The organism is Kushneria sinocarnis, assembly GCF_003633775.1.
Lineage (GTDB): Bacteria > Pseudomonadota > Gammaproteobacteria > Pseudomonadales > Halomonadaceae > Kushneria > Kushneria sinocarnis.
The window spans coordinates 232,202-253,797 of sequence record NZ_RBIN01000005.1 but is presented as its reverse complement, the minus strand read 5'-3'; the positions used below and the strand labels follow the sequence as shown (position 1 = coordinate 253,797).

The following is a 21,596-nucleotide window of genomic DNA, read 5'->3' as shown; positions in this document are numbered from 1 at the left end:
TGCAAAACCATAGCGGGCTGGCGGGATGGGGCATCAGGTCCTCGCGGCTGACGCCGCTTCTGCAGGGACCGTTGGATGCCGGGTGCCGGGGTGGATATCTCCTGGTTGAGGAGGCCGGCAACCGGGGCTGGTGCGGTTGTGACCGCCGGGCCCACCCGTGTAGGAGCGACTTCAGTCGCGATTCGGGCGGCACGCGCCGCTAGCAGCGCAGCAGGAAATCCAGCGCGGCCTGATAGCCGAAGCTGCCCAGCCCGGCGATGACGCCGTCGGCGCGGGCCGACACATACGAGTGGTGGCGAAAGGCTTCGCGCTGGTGGATGTTGGAGAGATGCACCTCCACCACCCGGCCTTCGAAGGCATTGAGCGCGTCCAGCAGTGCCACCGAGGTGTGCGACCAGGCCGCCGGATTGATGATGATGGCGTCCGCCTCCTGACGGGCAGCATGGATGCGCTCGATCAGTTCGCCTTCATGATTGGTCTGCAGGAAATCGATGTCGACGCCCGCCGCGAGCGCCTGCCGGCGCAGGCCGTTTTCGATATCGGCCAGCGTCTCGTGACCGTAGATGTCGGGTTCGCGCTGACCCAGCAGGTTGAGGTTGGGACCGTTGAGCACCAGCAGTTTCATGACGACTCCGAGCAGGGGATGGCAGAGAGCAGCTGATCGTCGCATCCTGTAGAGCGTAGTGGAAGCCGTTCGTAACTCATCCGCTGGAGTGCTGTCATGCTGCCCGCTCCCGATTTTCTGCCCTGTACCCTGCCGCTCGTTCAGGCCCCGATGGCGGGCATTTCGACCCCCGAACTGGCGGCGGCGGTCAGCAACGCCGGTGCGCTGGGCTCGATCGCCGTGGGTGCGGTCGATGCCGGACGTGCCGGTGAGCTGATTACCCTTACCCGGGCGCTGACCGATCGACCCTTCAACGTCAATGTCTTCTGCCATGCACCGCCGCGTGAACGGGGTGATGTCGACAGGGCCTGGCAGGCGCATCTGGCACCGGCGTTTGCCGAGTTCGAAGCCGCGCCTCCCGAGCGGTTCGACAATCTCTATGCCAGCTTCATCGACGATGAGGCGATGCTGACCCTTCTGATCGAGCGCCGTCCGGCGGTGGTCAGCTTTCATTTCGGCATTCCCGATGCCGCTCGCATTCGCGCACTGAAAAGCGCCGGCATCACGCTGATGGCGAGCGCCACCACGCCGGCGGAGGCCGAGCGCATCGAGGCCGCCGGCATTGACGTGATCATCGCCCAGGGGGCGGAGGCCGGCGGGCACCGCGGGGTATTCGATCCCGACAGCGGCGACGCCATGATCGGCACCCTGGCCCTGACCCGGCTGATTGCCGCACGCACCACCTGCCCGGTGATCGCCGCCGGCGGGCTCATGGATCGCGCCGCGATCGAGGGGGTATTGGCCGCCGGTGCCGGGGCTGCCCAGCTGGGCACGGCCTTCATCGCCTGTCCGGAATCGTCGGCCGGCGAGGCCCAGCGCGCCCTGCTGCTCAGCGAGCGCGCCCTGGAGACCCGGGTGACCAGCGCCATCTCCGGGCGTCCGGCGCGGGCGATCGTCAACCGCTTCGTGCGCGATCTGGACACACCGGATCGCCCGCCGGTACCGGATTATCCGCGTGCCTATCATGCCGGCAAGGCGCTGGCGGCCGCTGCCCGCGACGCCGGCAGTCACGAGTTCGATGCCTGCTGGGCGGGGCAGGGCGCCCCGCTGACCCGGGCGCTGCCGGCGGCCGAGCTGGTGGCGGCCCTGACCGGGACGGGGTGAGCCCGGGGCACAGGCGCCGGCGAGCAGGGCGCAGTGTGATCCGTTATTGAATCGACATTTTCGGATAAAAAATCGTGATCATGGTCTATGATAGCGGGTTGCCGATTTCACAAGAACAGGGGAACCCATGACACGATCACCGATCATTGCGACGCTGGCGGCCGCACTGATGACGCTCAGCCCGTCGGGCTGGGCCAGCCATGCCTTCTATATAGGCAAGCATCTCACCGAAAGCGGCGGCGTGCTGGTGGGCGGTACCGGCGAGGAAGTCTCCAGCCACTGGCTGGAGATCGTGCCGGCCGCTGATCACAAGCCCGACGAAACGCTCAAGGTGGGCGTGACCGAGGCGGCGGCCATGCCCGGGCGGCTGATCGAGATTCCCGAGGTGCGTCATACGTATCGCTATCTCTCGATGTCCTATTCGGACTACGAGGGCTTTCCGGCGCCGCTGACCAATGGCGGTGTCAACGAACATCAAGTGGCCGTGCGCGATGTCTGGGCGACAGCGCGCAAGGAGCTGATCGACATGACGCCCACGCCGCAGCGGGGCGTGCAGTACAGTGACCTGGCGCGGCTGGTGCTGGAGCGGGCGAAGACCGCCCGGGAGGGCGTCGAGCTGATCGGCGATCTGATTGCAAAGCATGGTTATGCCACCTATGGCGGCAATACCCATCTGATCGCCGACCCCGATGAAGCCTGGGTGGTCTGGGAGTTCCCCGGCGGGCAGGGGCTGTGGGCCGCCGAGCGACTGGGGCCGGATGACGTGCGGGTGCTCTATCCCGGCTACATTCAGGATTTTCCACAGGATTATCGGAATAACCCCGACTACATGGGATCGAAGAACCTGATCTCGTTTGCCGAGCAAAAGGGCTGGTTCGACCCTGACAGCGGTGAGCCCTTCAATGTCTTTCGGGTTTATGGTCGCCAGGATACGCAGGCCCGTACCGGTGGCTACAAGTACATGAGCCAGGCCGAGCTGGAAGAGGCTACCCGGGAGATGGCGCCGGTCAGCGAGCAGGACATGATCGAGCGGGTCCGGGACTATCGGATCTCCGACGACGAGGCCGGCTACGGTCAGGTGGTGACACTGGAAAAGGGCATCGATCCCGACATGGTGCGCATCTGGGTGGCGCCCACCGGCTCGGTGGCCGCACCCTATGTTCCCTGGTGGCTGGGGGTACAGCAGGTGCCGCTCTCCTTTGCCCAGCACCGTTATCTCACCAGGGGGGCAGGCTCGCACTTTCTCAATCCCGACTACGCGCTTCAGGAAGCCAGCGATTTCGCCGGGCGTCGCTTCAAGCAGGTGATGTACTACATGTGCGAGAAGCCTGATATTTATCGGCCGATGGTGCAGGACATGCTGCGCGGTTTCGAACAGCAGAGCTTCAACGATATCGGCTGGGTAGAGGATTCGGCCCGCACACTGATCAAGCAGGGCAAGCGCGATCGCGCCGAATCGCTGCTGACTTTCTATTCGACCACCCGGGCCAATGATGCCATGCAGCTCGGGCGCACCCTGGTCGATGGGCTGGCTGCCCACACCCGGCTGGTGAGCGGCGAGCGCCGGCCGAGTGGCGATCAGATCAACGATCAGGGCGGTGAGACGGTGAACTGCCTGACAGGTGCCGACCCCGACCAGCCGAAGAACGCTCAGTAACTCCCCCGGTGCCTGTCAGAGCGAGCGGCCGCCCTTCGGGGCGGCCGTTTTCATGACGATTCGGCCAACAGGCGTTCGACCTCTTCCCTGAGCGGAATGCTGTCGGCCGCGCCGGGGCGCTGGACGCCGAGGGCAGCCGCGGCACTGGCGCGGGTCAGGCACTCGGTGATGGCACGGCCGTGCTGAAGGGCGGCCAGGAAGTAGCCGATGAAGGTATCGCCGGCGCCGGTGGTATCCACCGCGCTGACACTGCGGGCGGGCTCGAAGCGGGGCAGCTCGCTGGCGGTCCGGCCCGGCAGGAAGTGCGCCCCTTCGCGGCCCAGCGTAAGCACGATATCCGGGCCGGGATAGCGCTCGGTCAGTGCCCGGATCAGGGTTTCGGTCGGGGTGCTGTCGTCGCACTCGGCCAGCGCGGCCGCTTCGCCGCGATTGAGAAACAGCAGCGCCAGCCGGGTCAGCGGCAGCTGGCGGATGGCATCGACCATGGGAGCGGGGTTGAAGGCGACCTGCAGGTCGGCCTCGAGGGCGCGCTCGATCACGGCGGCGGTGTCATTGCACTCGTTCTGCAACAGCAGCCAGTCGCCCGGGCTCGTGGTGGCGAACAGCGTATCCAGCCGGTCGGCGTCAAAGCCCTGATTGGCGCCGCCGAACAGCACGATGGCGTTCTCGCCGTCATCATCGACCTGGATGACCGTGTGGCCGCTGGGGCCGTCGATGAGTTCGAGCTGCTCATCGTTGACGCCGGCTTCCCGCAGGGGCGCCAGTGCCCAGCGGTCACTCTCGCCGAGCCGGCCCCAGTGGGTGACATCACCCCCGGCGCGCGCCATCGCCAGGCTCTGGTTGGCGCCCTTGCCGCCCAGTACCGGGCGATACTCCCGGCTGGCCAGCGTCTCGCCGGGGCGCACCAGGTGGGGGACGCGGTAGACATGATCGATGTTGATCGAGCCGTAGTTGTGCAGGTGAAAGCGGGTGGTCATGGGATTACCTGGAAGCTGTCGGGGCATGAGGGTGAGCGGTGCTACCGGAGCCGCGCATGTTTCAGAAGGGCACGCCGCAGTGCAACAGGATATTGGCATAGGGCGTACATTCGCCGGTACGCACCACGCCGCGGACTTCCTGCAGGCGAGCCTTGAAGTGCTCGTGCGCAAGGTGAACGGGGGTGATGGCCGGCGTGAGTCGGTCCAGGCGCTGGCGGAGCTGCCGTTCCAGTCCGGCATTGCGGGTGGTGATCTCCTCGGCCAGGGTGGCGCCCTCGATGCAGAGCTCGGCGAGCATGGCATCGAGCACACCGAGAAAGTCGGGAAAGCCGGGTGTGATGGCCAGGTCGATCCGGGGGACATGAGCGGGGATCGGCAGCCCGGCATCGGCAATGGCGATCACATCGGTATGGCCGAGCTCGGCGATCAGGGTGTTCAGCGGGGCATTGAGCAGGCCGGCTTTCTTCACGGTCGTCTTCCGGGAGCTGGAAAAATGAAGGGCCAGCATGACGGCAAAAACCGGCAGGTGCGATTGCGCTTTGGTTCAGTGAGGCAAGCCGGAGCTCGTCACCGGGGGTGACGAGCCGCGCGGAGTGCGCCCCTGGTCGAATCGCCCGCTCAGGGCAGATCGAATAGCAGCACTTCGGCATCCTCGCCGGCTGTCAGGCGGATAGCCGGTTCATCGCTGAGCATCAGGGCGTCACCACCCGAGAGTGGCTGCTCATTGACGCTGACCCGCCCGCGAATCACGTGCACGTAAGCCTGCCGGCCGGAGGCGAGCTCGTGCGTCACGCGCTCATCGCCATCGAGCAGGGTGGCGTAGACCACCGCATCCTGCTGCAGGATCAGCGACCCCTCGCGGCCGTCAGAAGAGACGATCGGGCAGAGGCGGCCCCGCTTGTCGGCGGGCGTGAAGTCGGCCTCGCTGTAGCGGGGTGCCAGACCGCGCTCACGCGGCCGCAGCCAGATCTGCAGAAAGTGCACCGGCTCGCGCTCGGAGTGGTTGTACTCGCTGTGCTGAACGCCGGTGCCGGTGGTCATCAGCTGGACCCGCCCCGGACCGATTGCCGAGCCGTTGCCCAGCGTATCGCGATGGGCGAGCTCGCCGGCGAGCACATAGGAGAAGATCTCCATGTCGCGATGGCCGTGCAGCCCGAAGCCACCGCCCGGGGCGACCCGATCCTCGTTGATGACCCGCAGGGCGCTGAACTGCATGTGGTCGGGATCGTGATAGTCGGCAAACGAAAACGAGTGATAGCTCTCGAGCCAGCCGTGATCGGCGTGGCCGCGTTCCTGAGCGGGTCGCAGGGTCTGCATGGGGCTCTCCTGGTCGGAAAAGGGCGAATGCGGGGGGTGAACGCCAGCATTGCACTCGCCCCCATCAAGGACCAGCGCAAAAAGATGCCGTGGCTATCTCATTTTTTCGAATAGGCCCAGAAGGTCATTGCGCCAGGACCAGGGCGCATCGAGAAGTGACTGCCCGGGGCAACTGCATGGTTTCCAAAGTCATTCGGCAAGGACGACAAGCGAACGATCTTTTGGCGGTAATGGTACGGGAATACTGGATCAGCAAAATATATGCGTGGGCATTCCTGGTAATAAATGTTAATGTGAAAACTCATTTATCCGAATCAGCAGGGAGATAAAGCTTCAGGCCATTCTGCTGCCATATATATTTTTCGGTCATATCACTGTGTGCAAAGGAACTGCTGAGGTTCCACTGCAGCTTGTTGAGTCGGAGCTCGGGGAGTCCGGTGGCTATCGCCATGTTGTATTAAAACACCCGGGGAGCGCACATGATCGAAACCCTGCTATGCCGGCTGGAAAACTTCCAGCCACTTGCTGATGAGGATCGAAGGGTATTGCAACAGGCCCTGACCCCACCTGTCCGGATGGACAGGGGTGAAGATGTCATCAGCGAGGGGGAGCGGCCGGAGCATGTCCATCTGATGATCGACGGCTGGGCGTGCCGCTACAAGCTGCTCGCCGATGGCCAGCGCCACATCATGGCCTATCTGATGCCGGGTGACCTCTGTGACATTCACATCACCCTGCTGAATCGCATGGATCACTCCATCGGCATCCTGACCAGGGCCCACGTGGCGGGGATTCCGCGTCAGGCGCTGGATCATATCTATGCTCATCACCCCGAGCTTACCCGGGCACTGTTCTGGTCCACGCTGGTGGATGAGGCCACCCTGCGGGAATGGCTGGTCAACGAGGGCCATCGCCCGGCCGATCAGCGATTGGCGCATCTTTTCTGCGAATTGCTGGTGCGTGCCAGAGTAGCCGGGCTGACGGAGAATCACTGCATGGAACTGCCCCTGACCCAGGATGAGTTGAGTGACGCCATGGGGTTGAGCACGGTGCACACCAATCGGGTGCTGCAGAAACTGCGCCGGGAGGGCCTGCTCACTCTGCGCGGGCGCACGCTGAGCGTTCATGACTGGCAGGGGCTGACGGAATTTGCCGACTTCGATCCTCTCTATCTTCATCTGGAGCGCTCGGAAAGGATGTCAGACCTTTTGGGAGGAATTTAATCCCATAGACTTGTTTACACTTAATAACATTAATTGACCTTTTTAGGCATTAAGCACGTATTAGTATTAATCCTTTCATATAAGAAGAAAGGTTTGATTTGGAAATGGTGTTCGCCATGAAAAAACTTCATTCCCAGTTATAACATTGTTTAGTTATAGAGAGGTGTTTCTGCGTTATCGTTAGAATTCATGGCAGGGACGCCATGGAGCAGCAGGGAAGGCTGCTCTTCAACAGGAGTTGAGAACGCACAGGAAGTGCGTCAGAAACCACGGCAGGAGGCCGTGCAGTGGCGTACAGGGAAGTACGTCGGACAGGAAGTCCATGCGTCAGGATGATGCAAAACCCTCGCAGCGGCCAGCGCTTCTGACGGTCAGGTCCGGGAGCGTTCGGCCGCTGCATCTTGCCTGTTACCCCTCGAGGGTCCCAGGGCGCCGAGCGCAGGGTAGTATCATCCTGGCAGAATCCCGCCTGTTCGTGAACTTCCGTGACCGCAAATCGTCATCCCGGTATCAAAAATCATTCACAGTGCGCTCAGGGGAAGCGGGATAACCATGCCGGTATCCCGGCTGTCCGGGTAATCCCGTAGAGGAGGGTGCCGGACCCCGCTTGCGGCGAGGCCCGCAGGCCGAGTGGTTACTGCTCGCTTTTCCGTGTGTTTTTGGCTTCCTTCGAATTCGATTTGCGGCTGTTGCCGCTGGCAGGCTCATCGAGCAGGTCGGCCACCGAATCGAGAATCTCCTTGGGCCGGAAGGGATAGCGCTCGACCTCGGCGCGATCGGCAATGCCGGAGAGCACCAGCACGGTATGCAGCCCCGCCTCGATGCCGGCCACCACGTCGGTATCCATGCGATCACCGATCATGCCGGTGCGCTCGGAGTGCGCGCCCAGCCGGTTCATGGCCGAACGGAACATCATCGGGTTGGGCTTGCCGATCACATAGGGCTCACGCCGGGTGGCACTGGTGATCAGCGCTGCCACGGCCCCGGTGGCCGGCAGCGGGCCATCGGCGCTGGGACTGGTGACATCGGGGTTGGTGGCAATGAAGCGCGCGCCGTCATTGATCAGCCGGATCGCCCGGGTAATCGCCTCGAAGGAGTAGGTGCGGGTCTCGCCGAGCACCACGAAATCCGGTGCCACGTCGGTCATCACGAAGCCGGCTTCGTGCATGGCGGTGGTAATGCCGGCCTCGCCGATCACGAAGGCCGAGCCATTGGGCGACTGATCGCGCAGGAAGGTGGCGGTGGCCAGCGCCGAGGTCCAGATGCTGTCCTCGGGGACCTCGAGACCGCTGCGGCCCAGCCGGGCGCTGAGATCGCGCGGGGTATAGATGGAGTTGTTGGTCAGCACCAGAAAGGGCTTGCTCTGGCTGCGCCACTGCTCGATCAGTTCCGCAGCCCCGGGCAGCGCCTTGTTCTCGTGAACCAGCACGCCGTCCATGTCGGTCAGCCAGCAATCAACGTCTCGTTCTCTCACTGTGCGCGCTCCTGTCGGAAGTGGCCTTCAGCATAACCGTGCATGCTGCACACTGTCTTCCGGCGATGAACGAATGGCTGACCGGCCCGCCGGCTCAGCGGCGTGTCAGCCGTCGGCGACGCGCCCGACCGGCGCCGCCCAGCACTGCGCCCAGTACCACTGCCGCACCGGCAACCAGACCGATTTCACGTCGATGGGTGGTGGCCCACAGCTGGGCACTGCTGGCGTGTGCTTCGTGATTGAAGCGGCCGTGCGCGCCCTTGTCGCCGGCGACCGGCTGCCACAGATTGTCGGCGCGGTCAGGATCTTCCGGCGCGGCGGTCTGCTGACCGCTGACGGCATTGCGGGCGAGATAGCGATCCATCAGCCCGGGAGCGATCTTGTTGCCCCAGATGGTCAGCACCGAGGGGATGCCTACGTAGAGCTGACGGCGGCGATGGTGCGCGGCCCAGTAGATCGCCCGGGCGCCGACCTCCGGCTGATAGACCGGTGCCACCGGGCGGGCGCGATGAGAGAGATGACTGCGGCACCAGTCGAACTGGGGTGTATTGAGGCCCGGCATTTCGACGATGGTGACATGCACCCGACTGCCCTCGTTGAGCAGTTCGCAGCGCAATCCTTCGGTATACCCCTTGATGGCGTGCTTGGCACCGCAGTAGGCCGTCTGCAGGGGAACCGGGCGGTAGGCGAGTGCTGATCCGACCTGAACGATGGTGCCGTGATCGCGCGGACGCATGCGCTTGAGGGCGGCCATGGCGCCGTTGACGTTGCCCAGATAGGTGACTTCGGTGACCCGCTTGAACTCCTCGGCACTCATTGCATGCAGCGGCGAGAACACGGTGGTCATGGCATCATTGACCCAGATATCGATGGGGCCGAGCTCGTTCTCGATGCGATCGGCCGCCGCTTCGATCTGCGCGGCCTCGGCGACATCGGTGGCCACGGTGACGACGCGGGCGCCCAGTGCTTCGGCTTCGCTCTTCACCACCGCCAGGCGCGTTTCATCGCGTGAAATCAATCCGAGATGGGCGCCGCGGCGGGCAAATTCGCGCGCCGTGGCGCGCCCCAGTCCGGCGCCGGCGCCGGTGATGACGACAATTTCCTGTTGTTTGCTGACTGTCATGGGGACTCCTTGCCTCATCTCCCGGGATTACTGCTGCTCATGGCCGGCGTGCTTCACTTCCACCGCTATGCAGCATGTTTCCCCCGGGTGTAGTTGTGAGATGCCCTTGCTGTGAATCACCGGGATAACGCCGTCGCTGTCCGTGCTGGCGGTCAGGTGCAGTTCGTCTTTCGTCAGCGCCAGCATCAGGTGGTTGCCATGATAGGTCATCGTCATGGATACATCGCCCAGTTCGGGCGGTGGCGTCGGAGTTACATGCAACCCGTCTTCGGCGGGGTTGATCCCCAGATAGTGCCGCTGTAATACATCAAGGGTGCCGGCCATGGCACCCAGATGAACGCCTTCCCGCGTGCCGAGATTGCCCGGGGCCTGGAGATCGGTATGCAGACTCTGGCAGAAGAAGTGCCATGAAGTTTGCGGATCGAGCTGGATCAGCGCGCCGGCACAGACTACCCGTGACAGGCTCGACTCATGGGTGATGCGGGCCATGTAGTAGTCCGTAGTGTGCCGGCATGCCCTGCTGTCAAACGTATAGCCGAGCCGCGCGAGTAAAGCCTGCAAACCATCCGGTGACAACAGATACAGCAGCATCAGTACATCGGCCTGCTTGGTAAGCTGATATTCATCCACGCTTCTGCCTTGTGAAGCCAGCCACCAATCGGCGCGTGGATGGTCGGTGCTGAATACCATTGCCGGCGGTGATGCCAGCTTCTCGAAGCCTTCGAACTGACTGATTACCTCGGTGCCGATGAAGGGGATGTACATGTGACGACTTACGTGGTCCCAGTGCGTCAGCTCATCCGGTGTAATGGTCAGTCGATCACATAGCGCCGCTGCTTCTTCGGGCAGAAGCTGGTCCATGACGTCGCAGGCCTGACTCAGCGTCCAGACCGCCATGACATTGGTATAGGCGTTGTTATCGAAACCGGGGGTTTCGCGGCCGGGGTAGGCGTCGTGGTATTCATCCGGGCCCAGTACCCCGCGAATGACATAACGCTGCAGCGAGTCGTCATACTGCGCCATGCTGGCCCAGAAGCGGGCGATTTCCAGCAGCAGTTCGCCTCCTTCGCCGGCCAGCATGGTTCGGTCACCGGTGGCCTGCCAGTAATGCCAGGCGTTGTAGGCGATGGCTGTACCGATATGGCGCTGAAGAAAGGAGTGGTCCGATTTCCAGCTTCTGGTCAGAGGGTTGAACTGGAAGGGCGGCGTCTCTTCCTCGCCGCTGCGCGCGCTGCGCCATGGAAACATGGCGCCCCGGTATCCGGCACGCCGTGCCCGAGCACGTGCCGTCTCCAGCCGGCGGTGACGATAATGCAGCAGGCTCCGGGCGATCGCGGGGAAGTGGCTGGCCAGAAAGGGAAAGGCAAACAGTTCGTCCCAGAAGACCTGGCCGAAATAACCTTCCTGCCAGCCTCGTGGAGGAAAACCGAGATCCTGCGTCACGCTGTGTGGTGACAGCGTCTGTAGCAGGTGAAAGCGATGCAGATGCAGCGCCTGAGATGGCGAGAGTGACATCGCCGTGAGCGGCATCTGTGCCCACAAATGCTGCCATGCCCGGACATGGGCTGCCATCAGCGTGTCGAATCCCGGCGTCTCGTGGTGACTGGCCATGGCGTAGTGCAGACCCTGTGGGTCTCGGGGGCCAGTGGAAATCTCGTCATCGACGTGTACTGCGGCAATCCTGTCGAGCGTTACCGACTGGCCATCCGACACCGGGATCTCGGTTTCCTGCACCACTCGCGTGCCGTCCCACACGCTATGCCACTCGGGTCGAATAACGCCGTGAGCGCTCCCGAGTCGGGAGTGCGCTGCTACCGTTACTCGCTGTCCGGGATCATATAGTTGCGCACCTACAGCAGCTTCTCCCGCCGTATTGTGGTGCGCCACGACACGCCGCAGACGCGGCCCTTCATAATCGGCCTGGCGTGTGATCGCCGCGTTGTGAACACCGGCATCGAGTACCGAACGAAGACGAAGCTGACCCTCCCACCCCAGTGGGCACAGGCACCAGCGTAGCGCCCCCACCTGGGGCGATGCCATGCTGACCAGTCGCGTCTCGACAAGTTGCAACTTCCAGCCGCCCGGCGATCTGATGGTCAGCTCGCGGGAGAGCAGCCCGTTTTCCAGTGAAAGCGCCTGGTGGTAATCGAGCAGCTCGCTGTTTGCCAGGTTGAACCACTCTTCGTTTCCGACGGCAAAACTCAATGCAAAGGGGTTGGGCAGATTGACCAGCGCTGCCAGTGATACGGTTTGACCGTTGACTATACGCGGTGCCTGGTCGTACCAGCCAGCCCGATAGAAGCCCGCATAGTGTTCCTGTCCATGTTCTACCGTTGAAGCTGCCTCCGGGGCGCTGGCACGCAAGGACAGACAACCATTGCCAAGCGTCAGCAAGGCTTCGCGGCGTCGCTCATCGGTGGGATCATGGGTATCAAACACGATCTCTCGGGAAGGGGCACGGTTACCGCTCATCCAGCGCCCTTGCATGTTGCAACAGTGTCGGCACCCTCTTTTCGATGCACTCACGGGCCGGATAGGAGGGCTGCGAGCCATAGGCGGTCACTGCCAGGCTGGCGGCGGCGACCGCGCGGCTCGCAGCTGTCAGGGGTTCGCAACCTTCCAGCAGGGCAACGGCCAGCACTCCGGTGAAAGCATCCCCGGCACCGGTGGTATCGACAACCTCGGCATCGCAGGACGGAATCAGCGAGAGGGTTGTGCCTGTTCCCAGCACGCAACCGCCATCGGCCAGCTTGACGCAGGCCATTCCAACCCCGGCATCCAGTAGTCGGCGCGCCGCCCTGGCGGCTGTTTCCGGGCCATCAACCTCGATCCCGGTCAGTGCCTTGGCCTCGGCAACATTGGGAGTAATGGCGGTAATTCGATCGAGCAGCGCCTGCTCGACCCGCTCGGGAAAGGAGGGGTCAAGCACGATGGGAATGTTATGGTGATGCGCCATGACAATGGCCTGATGGACCACATCAGCAGGTACTTCGTAATTGACTGACAGCAGAGCGGGGAGCGGTGTTCGGCCGATTTCGTCCTGTAATGCCTGGATCGACTCCTCGGGCCAGTGATCGTTGGCATTGGTTGCCAGCACGATCTGTTTTTTACCCGTCGGAGGCACCATGATCATCGAAACGCCGGTCGATTCACCTTCGGCACGTGCAACCCGGCTGATATCCACTCCGGCTCGGTGCAGGGGTGACAACGCATGAGTAGCCAGATCATCGTCGCCAACACAGGCCAGCAATACGGAGCGGCAGCCGAAGGTGCAGCCTATATAGGCTGCATTGGAGGCCTTGCCGCCCGATAGTCGGCGCTGATCATGAGCGAGCAGGGTTTCCGCGCTGCCCGGAGTGTCATCAATCCGAACCTGAAAGTCGGCATTTACGCTGCCCAGTGCCAGTAGCGTACGCGCATTCAAGAGAGATTACTCCTGCATTGCCTGTCCTGTAGTGTCAATTCCGGCGGCTCAGTTTCCAGAGTAGCAGACCGCCGGCGGCGATCGCCCCGGTGGCCAGCGCGGCGCGCTGATTGGCACGACTCTGGGCCCGGGCGCGGTTGCGGGTGATCTCGCGTTCGGGCGGCTCATGGGTGACGGGCCGCTGGTGCAGGGCCATCTGCATCACCTCGGCGATGTGCAGGGCACTGCGCGGTGTGGTCTGCTCGATCTGCTCGCGGCAGCTGAAGCCGTTGGCAATGATCAGGGTCTGATCGTCGGCTTCGCGCACCCGCGGCAACAGCACCCGTTCACCGGCGCCGATGGAGACGTCGTACTTGCCCTCCTCGAAGCCGAACGAGCCGGCCATGCCGCAGCAGCCCGAATCGAGCACCTCGTAATCCAGCCCCATGCGCTCGAGCAGCCGGTTTTCCGCCTGCATGTGCAGTGCGGACTTGTGGTGGCAGTGGCCATGCACCAGCGCCTTGCGATCGAGCTTCGGCGGCTGGTAGTCGTCGACCCGCTCCATTAGAAACTCGCTGAACATCAGGCTGTTGCGGCTGAGCTTCTGCGCCCGGGGATCGTCGGGGAAGAGATTGGCGAGCTCGTCGCGGAACACCGAAATACAGGAGGGTTCCAGCCCGACGATGGGGATTTCGGCATCGATCACGTTGCCCAGCTGGGTCATCAGTCGCTGCAGATAGGCTTTGGCGTTATCCAACAGGCCGAAGTCATACAGCGGTCGGCCGCAGCAGATCCCCTCGGAGGGAATGATCACCTGGTAGCCGGCGTCCTCGAGTACCTCGACCGCTGCTTGGGCAGTGTCGGGATAGAAGTGGTTGGTGAAGGTGTCCGCCCACAGCATCACCGGCATGGCTTCGGGATTGACCAGCGGGCGTTTGGCAAACCACGTCTTGAAGGTCTCCGGCGCATACTGCGGCATGGCGCGCTGCTGCGGTACGCTGGCGGCCTTCCTGACCAGGTGGCGCAATCCCGGGGTGCGGGTGACGAAGTTGGTGACTGCCGGCAGTTTCGAGGCCAGCCGCGACCAGCGATCAATGAAACCGAAGATATAGTGGTTGCGTGGTCGGCGATGCTGTTCGTAGTAGTGCGACAGGAACTCGGCCTTGTAGGTCGCCATGTCGACGTTGACCGGACAGTCGTTCTTGCACCCCTTGCATGCCAGACAGAGATCGAGCGACTCGCGCACCTCTTCCGACTGCCAGCCGTCGGTGATGACATCACCCTGCATCATCTCCATCAGCAGCCGGGCGCGGCCGCGGGTTGAGTGTTTCTCCTCGTGGGTGACCATGTAACTCGGACACATGGTGCCGCTGTCATCGCTGCGGCACTTGCCGACGCCGACGCAGCGCATCGCCACGTTGGAGAAGTGGCGGTGATCCTGCGGAAAGGCGAACCGGGTACTCGGCTCGCGCGGGCTGTACTCGATCATGCGCAGGTTTTCGTCCATCCGCCACGGATCGACCACCTTGCCGGGGTTCATCTTCCACTGCGGGTCCCAGATCGCCTTGAACTCGCGAAAGGCGTCGACCAGCTCATTGCCGTACATGCGATTCAGCAGTTCACCGCGTGCCTGACCATCGCCGTGCTCACCGGAGAGCGAGCCGCCGTAGGCGGTCACCAGGTCGGCAGCTTCCTCGGCAAAGGCGCGATACTGGCGCGCGCCTTCCTCGGACTGCAGGTCGAAATTGATGCGCGAGTGAATGCAGCCCTGGCCGAAGTGGCCGTAGAGCGCTCCCTTGTAGTCATACTTGTCATAGAGCTTGTGCAGATCGCGCACGTAGTCGCCGACCTGATCCGGCGGGACCGCGGAATCTTCCCAGCCGGGCCAGTGCGAGTCCTGATCCGGCGGTGGAAAGGCGGTAGCGCCCAGTCCGGCCTTGCGCACGGCCCAGATCTTGCCGGCCTGGGTGGGGTCATCGACGATCTGATGGCCCTTCGGCGCGCTTTTGCCCTTTTCACGCCGCATCTCATCGAGCAGGGCATTGGCCTGGCGGTGGGTGTCTTCCCTGTCGCGGCCGCCGAACTCGACCATCAGGTAGGCGTTGCCATCCGGCAGCCGCTGGAGTTCTTCCTCGTGCATGTGCTGCTGTTTCTCATCGTCGAACAGCAGCTTGTCGATCGCCTCCAGCGCGATCGGTCTGGACTTCATGATTGCCGGCACATGGTCGCCGGCGGCGCCGACATCCTCGAAACCGATCACCACCAGGGTGCGATGGTGGACATTCTCGGTCAGTTTGAGGGTCGCATGCAGCAGGGTGGCGCAGGTGCCCTCGGTGCCGCACAGCGCAGCAGCGAGGTTGAACCCGTTCTCCGGCAGCAGATTGTCGAGGTTATAGCCCGACACGCGCCGCGGCATGTGCTCGATCTTCGGGAAACGCTCGCGGATGCGATCGGCGTAGCGGTCGCGCAGATCGCGCAGCTTCGCAAAGATTTCGCCCTGACGCCCGCCGGCCTGAATGACCTGCTCAATCTCCTCCTCGCTGTAGTGATCCTTCAGCGTCATGCGCACACCGTCGTAGGTGACGATGTCGAGCGAATGCACGTTATCGCAGGTGCGCGGGCCGTGGCCGTAGAACTGGGCCTGAACCGAGTGCACGCCGCAGGAGTTGTTGCCGACGTTGCCGCCGATGGTGCACCACTCGTGGGTGGAGGGGTCGGGCGGGAAAAGCAGGTTCCAGGGCGCCAGCGCCTGATTGACCTTGTCGTTGACGGTACCGCCTTCCACCGTGACCAGCCGATGGTCGGCATCGATGCTGACCACGTGATCGAGATACCTGGAGTGATCGATGACCACGGCGTGATTGACCGTCTCGCCGGAGAGGCTGGTGCCTGCGCCACGAGACAGGATGGGGACGCCACGGGCGTGACAGATGCGGTGGATGGCGAGAATGTCGTCGACGGTGCGGGGCAGGGTGACGCCGATCGGCGGCTGTCGATAGTTCGAGGCGTCGTTGGCATAGAGGGCGCGCGAACCGGCATCGAAACGCGCTTCGCCCTCGATGTTCGCGGCGAGTTCCTCGGCCAGATCCTGGTAGTCATGCGAAACGCGCTCCTTGGGCGCGCTGCCTTGTACTTCGCTCACCATGGCCTCCTTGCATTGTGGTGATGATCGACTGATGAGGACACCGCCCGGGTTGGCCGCGCCTGGCTGAGGGCGCGGCGGTCAGGTCGATCCGGGAGTGTCAGATTCGGTAGCGCTCGGCCTCCTCGCGACGCAGCGTCAGGCCCAGCCCGGGACGGGCAAGATTGGGGCGCAGCCGCCCCTCGACCGGGCCGATGTTGTCCTCGAACAGCATCGACTCGATCCGGGCGTGGTCGTGAAAGTACTCCAGATGGCGAACCTGTTTGGCGCAGCAGCCCGGGTGGAGATGAACGGCCGGCGCGGTGTGCGATGACAGCGGAATGTTCCACGCATCGCACAGTGCGGCGACATCGAGAAAGCCGGTAATCCCGCCGCAGCGAGTGGCATCGGCCTGCAGCACATCCACCCTCTGCCCTTCGAGCAGATGACGGAAGTACGGAAGGTCGTAGCCGTATTCGCCGGTGGAGATCTCGATGCCGCCGGGGCAGCGGTCACGCAGCAGTTTCAATCCTTCCGGATCGTCGGAGGAGACCGGCTCCTCGTACCAGCTCACCCCGTGGGTGACGAACTCCCGCTCCGCCATGGCCAGTGCCTGCTTGCGCGTGTAGGCGCCATTGGCGTCGACGTAGAGCTCGGCATCCGGGCCAATCGCATCGCGGGCCTCGCGAATGCGCTCCGGATCCTGATCGGGATGCCGGCCGATCTTCATCTTTACCCGCGGGATATCGGCGGCTACCCAGCCGCCCAGCTGCTCGCGCAGCCGATCCAGCGAACAGGAGGTGAAGCCGCCGCTGCCATAGATCGGCACCGATTCACGGAGGGCGCCCAGCAGTGTGACCAGGGGGACTTTCAGCAGTCGGGCCTTGAGGTCCCACAGGGCGATATCGACCGCGGCGATCGCCATCGAGCAGATCCCCGGGCGACCGAGATTGCGAATCGCCTCGACCATCTTCAGCCAGCATTCGCGCTGGGCCATTGCGTTGCGACCGCGCACGATAGCGGCGAGCTTGTCGCGGATCAGGGTGGCGCAGGCCGGGTCCCCATAGGTGTAACCCAGCCCGGTGCAGCCCCCGGCGGTGAGCTCGACCAGCACCATGGTGGTCGAGTCCCACGCCAGGGTGCCATCGGATTCCGGCTCGTCGGTGGGAATCGTATAGGCACTGACCGCCACGTCCTCGACGGGTACGTGTGTCCGGCTCATGTCGCCGTACTCCCTTCAGTGACCGCGAAGCTTCGGCACGATACTGTTGGAGAACTGCCGGAACGACTCCTTGACGATGCCCATCGAGTCCGGATCACCGTGAATCAGCGCCGACATGTAGGCTTTGGCCTGGGCGCGTTTGATGTGTGGCGGAATCGGCGGCACGTTCGGGTCGGTGATTACCTCCAGTACCGTGGGCCGATCGGCATTCAGCGCCCGCTCCCAGGCGTCGGCAAGGGCATCGGGTTCGTCGACGCGAATGCCCTGCAACCCCAGCAGCTCGGCGTACTGGGCGTAGGGGAAGTCCGGCAGATCCTGCGAGCCGGGATACTTGGGATCGCCCACCTGGGCGCGCATCTCCCAGGTCACCTGGTTCAGGTCCTGGTTGTTGAGCACCATGATCACCAGCCGCGGATCATCCCAGCGCTTCCAGAAATTGGCGATAGTGATCAGCTCGGCGTTGCCGGCCATCTGCATGGCGCCGTCGCCGACCAGCGCAATTACCGGCCGATCGGGATAGGCGAACTTGGCAGCGATGGCGTAGGGCACGCCGTTGCCCATGGTGGCCAGACCACCCGACAGCGAGGCCATCATGCCGCGGCGCAGCTTGAGATCACGGGCGTACCAGTTGGCCGCCGAGCCGGAGTCGCTGGTGAGAATGCAGTTATCGGGCAGCTTTGGCGACAGTTCCCAAAAGACGCGCTGCGGATTGACCGGATCGGCATCGGCCATGGCGCGCTCCTCGAGCACCTCCCACCAGCGGCTGACGCTGTGTTCGATGTGTTCGCGCCAGCTGCGATCCTGCTTGCGTTCGAGATACGGCAGCAGCTCGCGGATGGTGGCGGCGCTGTCGCCGACCAGATTGACCTCCATGGGGTAGCGCATGCTCAGCATGCGACCGTCGATATCGATCTGCACCCCGCGGGCCTGGCCTTCCTCGGGCAGAAATTCCGAGTACGGGAAGGTCGAACCAATCATCAACAGGGTGTCGCAATTGGCCATCATCTCCCAGCTGGGATTGGTGCCCAGCAGGCCGATCGAGCCGGTCACGTACGGTAGATCATCGGGCAGCGCGGCTCGACCCAGCAGTGCCTTGGCAACTCCGGCGCCCAGTACATCGGCCAGCTGCATTACTTCATCAGTGGCATGCAGCGCGCCGGCACCGACCAGAATACCCACGCGCTGTCCTTCGTTGAGTACCTGGGCGGCGCGCTTGAGATCCTCCTGCTGAGGCACCGTATAGGGTGTCGGCGTCCCCACGCCGGAGTGCACCGTGCCGTGGGCATGCGCGGGCGTTTCCACCGCCGGCTGGGTCTGCAGATCGTTGGGAATGATCAGCGCCGTTACCGTACGGGCCGACATCGCAATGCGAAAGCAGCGATCGATCAGATGGCGTACCTGAGCCGGCGTATTGGCGCGGTGGACGTACTCGTTGGCGACATCCTTGTAAAGCGCCGTCAGATCGACTTCCTGCTGATAGTCGCCGCCCAGTGCCGAGCGGGCCTGCTGACCGATGATGGCGACCACCGGGCGATGGTCCTTCTTGGCATCGTAAAGACCATTGAGCAGATGGATCGCGCCCGGGCCGGAAGTTGCCATGCATACGCCGACTTCATCGGTAAACTTGGCATGCGCAGTGGCCATGAAGGCTGCCATTTCCTCATGACGGGTCTGAATGAAATCAAAGCGATCACCGGCTCGATCCAGTGCCCCCATGATGTCGTTGATGCCATCACCGGCATAGCCGTAGATGCGATGAATGCCCCATTGCGATAGTCGATTGAGCAGAAAGTCACTGACGTTTTCCGTGTCACTCATGCCGTTGCCTCCATGCAGGGTCACGATAGTCATGTGCAGGGCAGCGATGGCCCTGTGCTGATGCGAAGATTGCCGTGTGTGAGTGTGGCTGCTCGGGTGTTCATTGCACGCGAGCCTAGCTTAAAATCAATTTAAGATGATGGTTCCGGAAAACATGAAATGAAAAAAATTCAACCACTGTGCGCGGCTCGATGGTTGAGAAAGAATGGCCTTTCGAATCATCCTGGTGGCTTCATGTATCGTTAGGTAAATGATGTCTCGCAGCCGGTGTATCGTCTGCATCGTACCGGTTACAAGGGAATTCGAAGGGTGAAAGGGGTCCAAAGGGCGTTTCCCGTTTCGAACCGGGCAGCGAATCGCCTCGTGGTGTTGCTATACAGCTGCTTCACTATCGAAGCCCTGCAGCCGCATCGACACCGAACTTTCAGCCAGGACGCATGCACCTTCTTCAGGGCATGTCTTTCCAAAATGACAGTGTCTGCGTTATCCGGGGTCATTCGAACGCCATGCTCACGAGCGCAGATGAGCGCTTCACCGCTTCATCACTGACAGGAGAATTCGGCATGGAGGCTGCTGACAAGCGGATCGAGGATTACGGCTTCATTGGCAACATGCGCACCAGCGCGCTGATCGATCGCGATGCCTCGGTCGAATGGCTGTGCATGCCTCGTTTCGATTCCGATGCCTGTTGTGCCTCGCTGCTCGGCACCCGGGACAACGGCTTTTGGCAGATTGCGCCGACCGCGGAGGTGACCGCTCGCTCGCGTCGCTATCGGGGCGAGACGCTGGTGCTGGAAACGCAGTTCGAAACCGCTGATGGCCGTGTGGCGGTCATCGATTTCATGCCGGTGTGTCAGGATGGCGAAACCACCATCGATCTGATGCGGGTCGTCGAGGGACGCAGCGGCAGCGTGGAGATGCAGTGCGATACCCTGTTTCGCTTCGATTACGGCGATGTCACGCCGCTGGTGCGTCATGGCGAGCACGGCATGTCGGCCATCTCCGGACCGGATGTCCTGCGCCTGTGGGCACCGTTTCCGCTGGAGGATGGCGATGGCCACTCGCGGGCCAGCTTTACCGTCAACGAGGGGGAGCAGGTGCCCTTCGTGCTGACCTGGTACGAGTCCCACAACGACGAGCCGGAAGTCGGCGATGCCCTGCAGGCGCTGGAGGAGGTCGAGCAGTGGTGGCGCGACTGGAGCGCCCGGTGCGATGTCGATGACGAGTTTCGCGAACCGGTGGTGCGCTCGCTGATCACCCTCAAGGCGCTGACCGACGCCCAGACCGGCGGCATGGTCGGCGCAGCCAGTTGCTCGCTACCGGAGCGCATCAACGGCGAGGCCAACTGGGACTATCGCTACACCTGGCTGCGCGATACCACCTTTACCCTCTACGCCCTGCTCTCTTCCGGCTACACGGAGGAAGCCTACGCCTGGCGGCAATGGCTGCTGCGGGTGGCAGCCGGTGAGCCCGGCAAGCTGCAGCCGATCTACGGCATCGCCGGCGAACGACGTCTGCCCGAGCAGCAGCTGCCCTGGCTTGCCGGCTTCAACGGCTGCAGCCCGGTACGCATCGGCAACGGCGCCTATCGTCAGGTACAGCTCGATATTCATGGCGAGGTCATGGACGGCCTGCATGTCGGACGTATTCATGACCTCGAGCCCGACGAGGATCTCTGGCAGGTGCAGTGTCAGTTGGTGAGCTATCTCGAGCAGCACTGGCAGGATACCGGCGCCGGGCTGTGGGAGCTGCGCGGTCCCGAGCGGCACTATACCCACTCAAAGGTGATGGCGTGGGTAGCCATCGATCGTGCCATCAAGGGCGTCGAGGATCACGGGCTCGAGGGTGACGTGGAGCGCTGGAAGGCGCTGCGCCAGCAGATTCATGACGATGTCTGTGAACACGGCTTCAATCGCGAGCGCAATACCTTCGTGCAGTACTACGGCGGTGAGGCGCTGGATGCCTCGCTGCTGCTGATTCCGCTGGTCGGCTTCCTGCCTGCCGATGATCCCCGCATGGTCGGCACCATCGAGGCGATTCAGCAGGATCTGATGGAAGACGGCTTCGTCTATCGCTTCGTCACGGATAAAAAGAAGCACGACCTGGCCGAAGGGGAAGGAGCCTTTCTGGTGTGCGGTTTCTGGCTGGTCGACAACCTGCTGCTGCTCGATCGGCGGGATGAGGCCCGTGAACTGTTTGATCGCCTGCTCGGCGTGCGCAACGATCTCGGACTGATGTCCGAGGAGTATCACCCCATCCAGCAGTGTCTGCTGGGCAACTTCCCGCAGGCCTTCTCCCATGTCGGGCTGATCAACAGTGCCCACAACCTGGCCCGGGCGCATCGGCTCGGCGAGCAGCCGGCCGAATCCCGGCAGGAGCACTGAGGCGTCAGTGACCGCAGAGGCCCGCGGTGGGCCTCTCTAAAACCGCGTTAAGCTTTCAGCGGCAGACTGCGCGCTTTGATGTTCCCGCCGGGAGCCGGGCGCGTCCCGG

General features: G+C 63.1%; 15 protein-coding genes. 4 read left to right on the top strand and 11 right to left on the bottom strand.

Features of this window, described 5'->3' with window-relative positions; translation table 11 throughout:
* Positions 1–199: 199 nt before the first annotated feature.
* Entirely contained in the window at positions 200–625 is a 426-nt protein-coding gene (gene aroQ / locus C7446_RS09855; protein WP_121172935.1) for a type II 3-dehydroquinate dehydratase, read from the bottom strand.
* Positions 626–721: 96 nt separating this feature from the next.
* On the opposite strand from aroQ, the gene C7446_RS09850 reads away from it, so the two are divergent.
* Positions 722–1,768: an NAD(P)H-dependent flavin oxidoreductase gene (locus tag C7446_RS09850; protein ID WP_121172934.1), complete on the top strand. Its 1,047-nt coding sequence runs from the start codon at positions 722–724 to the stop codon at positions 1,766–1,768.
* Between the two features lie 127 nt (positions 1,769–1,895).
* Complete coding sequence (locus C7446_RS09845; RefSeq protein WP_245977794.1) at positions 1,896–3,425, top strand: C69 family dipeptidase; 1,530 nt, start codon at positions 1,896–1,898, stop codon at positions 3,423–3,425.
* A 50-nt stretch (positions 3,426–3,475) separates the two neighbouring features.
* Here the strand turns inward: C7446_RS09845 and C7446_RS09840 are convergent, their stop codons facing one another.
* From C7446_RS09840 to C7446_RS09830, 3 genes are all read right to left on the bottom strand, one after another.
* Complete coding sequence (locus C7446_RS09840; RefSeq protein ID WP_121172933.1) at positions 3,476–4,402, bottom strand: ribokinase; 927 nt, start codon at positions 4,400–4,402, stop codon at positions 3,476–3,478.
* Positions 4,403–4,463: 61 nt separating this feature from the next.
* Positions 4,464–4,871, bottom strand: a complete 408-nt coding sequence (gene rbsD, locus C7446_RS09835; protein WP_121173040.1) for a D-ribose pyranase — start codon at positions 4,869–4,871, stop codon at positions 4,464–4,466.
* Positions 4,872–5,020: 149 nt separating this feature from the next.
* Entirely contained in the window at positions 5,021–5,719 is a 699-nt protein-coding gene (locus tag C7446_RS09830) for a pirin family protein (RefSeq protein WP_121172932.1), read from the bottom strand.
* Between the two features lie 479 nt (positions 5,720–6,198).
* Here C7446_RS09830 and C7446_RS09825 point away from each other — a divergent pair, with 479 nt between their 5' ends.
* On the top strand, positions 6,199–6,942 hold the full coding sequence (locus C7446_RS09825; RefSeq protein ID WP_121172931.1) for a Crp/Fnr family transcriptional regulator: 744 nt from the start codon (positions 6,199–6,201) through the stop codon (positions 6,940–6,942).
* Positions 6,943–7,576: 634 nt separating this feature from the next.
* On the opposite strand, the gene C7446_RS09820 is transcribed toward C7446_RS09825, so the two are convergent.
* From C7446_RS09820 to C7446_RS09790, 7 genes are all read right to left on the bottom strand, one after another.
* A complete protein-coding gene (locus tag C7446_RS09820; protein ID WP_245977792.1) occupies positions 7,577–8,416 on the bottom strand; it encodes an HAD-IIA family hydrolase in 840 nt (279 codons plus the stop codon).
* Positions 8,417–8,510: 94 nt separating this feature from the next.
* Positions 8,511–9,539: an SDR family oxidoreductase gene (locus C7446_RS09815; protein ID WP_121172929.1), complete on the bottom strand. Its 1,029-nt coding sequence runs from the start codon at positions 9,537–9,539 to the stop codon at positions 8,511–8,513.
* 27 nt (positions 9,540–9,566) lie between these two features.
* Positions 9,567–11,978: a glycoside hydrolase family 65 protein gene (locus C7446_RS09810; protein ID WP_211327931.1), complete on the bottom strand. Its 2,412-nt coding sequence runs from the start codon at positions 11,976–11,978 to the stop codon at positions 9,567–9,569.
* A 22-nt stretch (positions 11,979–12,000) separates the two neighbouring features.
* Positions 12,001–12,963 carry a PfkB family carbohydrate kinase gene (locus C7446_RS09805; RefSeq protein ID WP_121172927.1) on the bottom strand — a complete coding sequence of 321 codons (963 nt, stop codon included), beginning with the start codon at positions 12,961–12,963 and terminating at the stop codon, positions 12,001–12,003.
* Between the two features lie 34 nt (positions 12,964–12,997).
* Positions 12,998–16,084, bottom strand: coding sequence for an FAD-binding and (Fe-S)-binding domain-containing protein (locus tag C7446_RS09800; RefSeq protein ID WP_170150051.1), 3,087 nt, complete (start codon positions 16,082–16,084; stop codon positions 12,998–13,000).
* A 100-nt stretch (positions 16,085–16,184) separates the two neighbouring features.
* Positions 16,185–17,285 carry an enolase C-terminal domain-like protein gene (locus tag C7446_RS09795; RefSeq protein WP_121172925.1) on the bottom strand — a complete coding sequence of 367 codons (1,101 nt, stop codon included), beginning with the start codon at positions 17,283–17,285 and terminating at the stop codon, positions 16,185–16,187.
* Positions 17,286–17,300: 15 nt separating this feature from the next.
* Positions 17,301–19,103, bottom strand: coding sequence for a thiamine pyrophosphate-requiring protein (locus C7446_RS09790; protein WP_121172924.1), 1,803 nt, complete (start codon positions 19,101–19,103; stop codon positions 17,301–17,303).
* Between the two features lie 563 nt (positions 19,104–19,666).
* On the opposite strand from C7446_RS09790, the gene C7446_RS09785 reads away from it, so the two are divergent.
* Entirely contained in the window at positions 19,667–21,487 is a 1,821-nt protein-coding gene (locus C7446_RS09785; RefSeq protein WP_121172923.1) for a glycoside hydrolase family 15 protein, read from the top strand.
* The last annotated feature ends 109 nt before the right edge of the window (positions 21,488–21,596 follow it).